This is a genomic window from uncultured Cellulomonas sp. (assembly GCF_963527515.1).
In the GTDB taxonomy this organism is placed as follows: Bacteria; Actinomycetota; Actinomycetes; order Actinomycetales; family Cellulomonadaceae; genus Cellulomonas.
Genome location: NZ_CAURTV010000183.1, coordinates 1 through 3,462, shown reverse-complemented (window position 1 = coordinate 3,462; position 3,462 = coordinate 1). Strand labels below are relative to the sequence as shown.

The following is a 3,462-nucleotide window of genomic DNA, read 5'->3' as shown; positions in this document are numbered from 1 at the left end:
GCCTCGAGCAGGCCGCCGACGGCGGGTCCGCCGAGGGCACCGGCCGTCGCAGCCGGAGCCGTCGCCGCACGCGCAGCGGCCAGGGCGCCGAGGGCGGCGGCGCCCCGCAGGCGTCGGCCACCGAGGGCTGACCGACCGGTTCGACGAGAGGGTGCGTGCTCCGCGGAGCACGCACCCTCTCGCTATGCCGCCCGGATGAAGGCGGTCACCGCGTCGGCGACCAGCTGCACCGCGATCGCGGCCAGCAGCAGGCCCGCGATGCGGGTGACCAGGATGGTGCCCGAGTCGCCGAGCACCCGGTGGATCACGTTGGCGAACCGCATGGCCAGGTACAGGGCCACGTGCACCGCGACGACCGCGAGCGCGATGGCCACCCAGTCGGCGACCGTCTTGTCGGACTGCTGGACGAACACCATGGTCGCGACGATGGCGCCGGGGCCGGCCAGCAACGGGGTGCCCAGGGGGACCAGCGCGACGTTGACCTTGCCGTTGCCCGACGGCTGCGGCTCCTCCATCTTGCCGGTCAGCAGCTCCATGGCGATGAGCAGCAGCAACAGCCCGCCGGAGGCCTGCAGGGCCGGCAGCGTGATGTGCATGTAGTCGAGCAGCGACTGCCCGAACAGGGCGAACGCCACGATGACGCCCAGGGCGACGAGCACGGCCTGACGCGCTGCGCGGTTGCGCCGCTGCCGGGTCATCGCACCCGTGAGGCCCAGGAAGATGGGCACCACGCCGGGCGGGTCCATGATGACGAACAGGGTGATGAAGACGGACGCGAACAGGTAGCCGTCGACGATCCCGCTCATGGCCGCACCACCTCCGTCGTCCCCTGGTCCTCGATCGCCGCGAGCGCGTCCGGCGCCGTGAGATTCTCTCCTAGCCGGTTGGCCTTCCCGGCACCGTGGTAGTCGCTGGACCCCGTGACCAGCAGGCCGAGCCGCTCCGCGATCGCGGTCAGCCGGACCCGCTGCTGCGGCGAGTGGTCGCGGTGGTGCACCTCGAGGCCGGCCAGGCCCGCGGCGGCGAGGCGGTCGAACACGCGGTCCGGCACGATCCGCCCGCGGGCGTCGGCGGCGGGGTGCGCGAAGACGGGGACGCCGCCGGCTGCGCGGATGGCACGCACGGCGTCGGGACCGTCGGGCGCGTAGTGCGGCACGTGGTACGGCCCGCTCGCGGCGAGCAGGTGCACGAACGCCGCGTCGCGGTCGGGCACGACGCCGCGGGCGACGAGGGCGTCGGCGATGTGCGGACGGCCCACGACGACGGCGTCGCGGGAGTGCTCCAGCACGTCCTCCCAGGTCAGGGGCACGTCCTCCGCGAGCAGCTCGACGATCTGGCGCGCGCGGCCCAGCCGGGCGTCCCGGGTGCGGTCCAGCTCGGCGACGAGCGCGGGGTGCGTCGGGTCCTGCAGGTAGGACAGCAGGTGGATGCTGATGCCGTTCGAGCGGGCGGACACCTCGGTGCCCCGCACCAGCGCGATCCCGTGCTCGTGGGCCGCCTGCTCCGCCTCCGCCCAGCCCGCGGTGGTGTCGTGGTCGGTGAGGGCCACGACGTCCAGCCCTGCGTCCGCGGCGGCCGCGACCACCCGCGCGGGGGCGTCCATCCCGTCCGACGCCGTCGAGTGGGTATGGAGGTCGATGCGCACGTGCTCACGGTATCGGCGTCCGGAGGGCTCCCTTGACGGCCGCCCCCGGGCGTGGTGGGAAGATGGCGCCATGAGCGAGGACCTGACGCCCGAGAGCACCTCCGACCAGCCGCTCGCCGACCGCGGCAGCAACCGCTCGCAGCGGCCCGGCTCGGCGGAGTTCGTCCGGTTCATCACCTCCGGCTGGGGTGAGCGTCGTCCGTCGGGCCTGGTCCGCGGTCCCGCCGCCGACCACACCGCCGCCCGCCGCTCGGCCCTCTCGGCCCTGTTCCCGGGCGAGCGGCTCGTGATCCCCGCCGGCGCCTACACGACCCGCTCCAACGACACGGACTACCGGTTCCGGCCGCACTCGGCGTTCGCGCACCTCACGGGCCTGGGCGCCGAGCAGGAGCCCGACGCCGTCCTGGTGCTGCACCCGGTCGAGGACGGCACCGGCGACGAGGGCAGCGTGCACCGGGCCGTCCTCTACATGCGGCCGCTGTCGGGCCGGGACACCGAGGAGTTCTTCTCCGACTCCCGGTACGGCGAGTTCTGGGTGGGCGCGCGCCCGACGCTGGAGGACCTGGAGACGCTCACCGGCATCCGCACGGCGCACGTCGACGACCTGCGCGACGGCCTGGCCAAGGACGTGGGCCCCGACGGTGTGCAGGTGCGGGTGGTCCCCGGCGCCGACGAGGCGATCGAGGAGCTGGTCGAGCAGATCCGCGCGACCGAGGCCGCCGGGCAGCGCGACGAGCGGCTGGCGGAGGCCCTCTCCGAGCTGCGGCTGGTCAAGGACGCCCACGAGATCGAGCAGATGCGCCTCGCGGTCGACACCACGATCGAGGGCTTCGAGAAGATCGTCCGCGCCCTCCCCGACGCGGTCGCGCACCGGCGCGGCGAGCGCGTGATCGAGGGGACGTTCGTCGGCCACGCACGCCAGGAGGGCAACGCGGTCGGCTACGAGACCATCGCCGCGGCCGGGGAGCACGCCACGACGCTGCACTGGATCGAGAACGACGGCCAGGTGGTCCCGGGCGAGCTCGTCCTGGTCGACGCCGGCGTCGAGGTCGACTCCCTGTACACCGCGGACGTCACCCGCACCCTGCCCGTCGACGGCACGTTCACCGAGGTCCAGCGGCGCATCTACCAGGCGGTGCTGGACGCGGCGGACGCCGGCTTCGCGGCCGCGGTGCCGGGTGCGCGGTTCCGCGACGTGCACGCCGCGGCCATGACGGTCATCGCCGACCGGCTGGAGCAGTGGGGCCTGCTGCCCGTCTCGGCGCAGGAGGCGCTGCTGCCCGAGAACCAGCACCACCGCCGGTGGATGGTGCACGGGACCAGCCACCACCTCGGGCTCGACGTGCACGACTGCGCGCAGGCCCGGGCCGAGCTGTACCTCGACGGCGTGCTGGAGCCGGGCATGGTGTTCACCATCGAGCCGGGCCTGTACTTCAAGTCGGACGACCTGCTGGTGCCGGCGGAGTACCGCGGCATCGGCGTGCGGATCGAGGACGACGTGCTCGTCACCGCGGACGGCAACGAGAACCTCTCGGCGGCGCTCCCCCGGGACCCGGACGCTGTCGAGGCGTGGATGGCGGGCCTGCTCGACCGCTAGGTGTGTCGATCGGGCCTGCCCGGCCGCGTCACCTGCTGTGAAGGGACACCCCGACACAGGAGGACGACATGGACACCCCGAACCTCGCACTGCTCTACTCGAAGGCAGCCACGCTCCGCGAGGCGCACAGCGCGTTCCCCGACGCACCGCAGGTCGAGCCCGGCCCGACGCGCCGCGAGCGGCGGGCGGCCCGGCTCAGGGTGCGGGAGGCGGCCCGCTC

General features: G+C 74.1%; 3 protein-coding genes. 1 reads left to right on the top strand and 2 read right to left on the bottom strand.

Annotated features, from left to right (window positions below; all coding sequences use genetic code 11):
- Positions 1 to 182: 182 nt before the first annotated feature.
- Both RYN42_RS20020 and RYN42_RS20015 read right to left on the bottom strand, forming a co-directional pair.
- Positions 183 to 806, bottom strand: coding sequence for a MarC family protein (locus RYN42_RS20020; RefSeq protein WP_315099350.1), 624 nt, complete (start codon positions 804 to 806; stop codon positions 183 to 185).
- Positions 803 to 1,645: a PHP domain-containing protein gene (locus RYN42_RS20015; protein WP_315099347.1), complete on the bottom strand. Its 843-nt coding sequence runs from the start codon at positions 1,643 to 1,645 to the stop codon at positions 803 to 805. Before RYN42_RS20015 ends, RYN42_RS20020 begins: the two co-directional genes overlap by 4 nt.
- A 70-nt stretch (positions 1,646 to 1,715) precedes the next feature.
- On the opposite strand from RYN42_RS20015, the gene RYN42_RS20010 reads away from it, so the two are divergent.
- Positions 1,716 to 3,242, top strand: a complete 1,527-nt coding sequence (locus tag RYN42_RS20010; RefSeq protein WP_315099344.1) for an aminopeptidase P family protein — start codon at positions 1,716 to 1,718, stop codon at positions 3,240 to 3,242.
- Positions 3,243 to 3,462 lie beyond the last annotated feature (220 nt).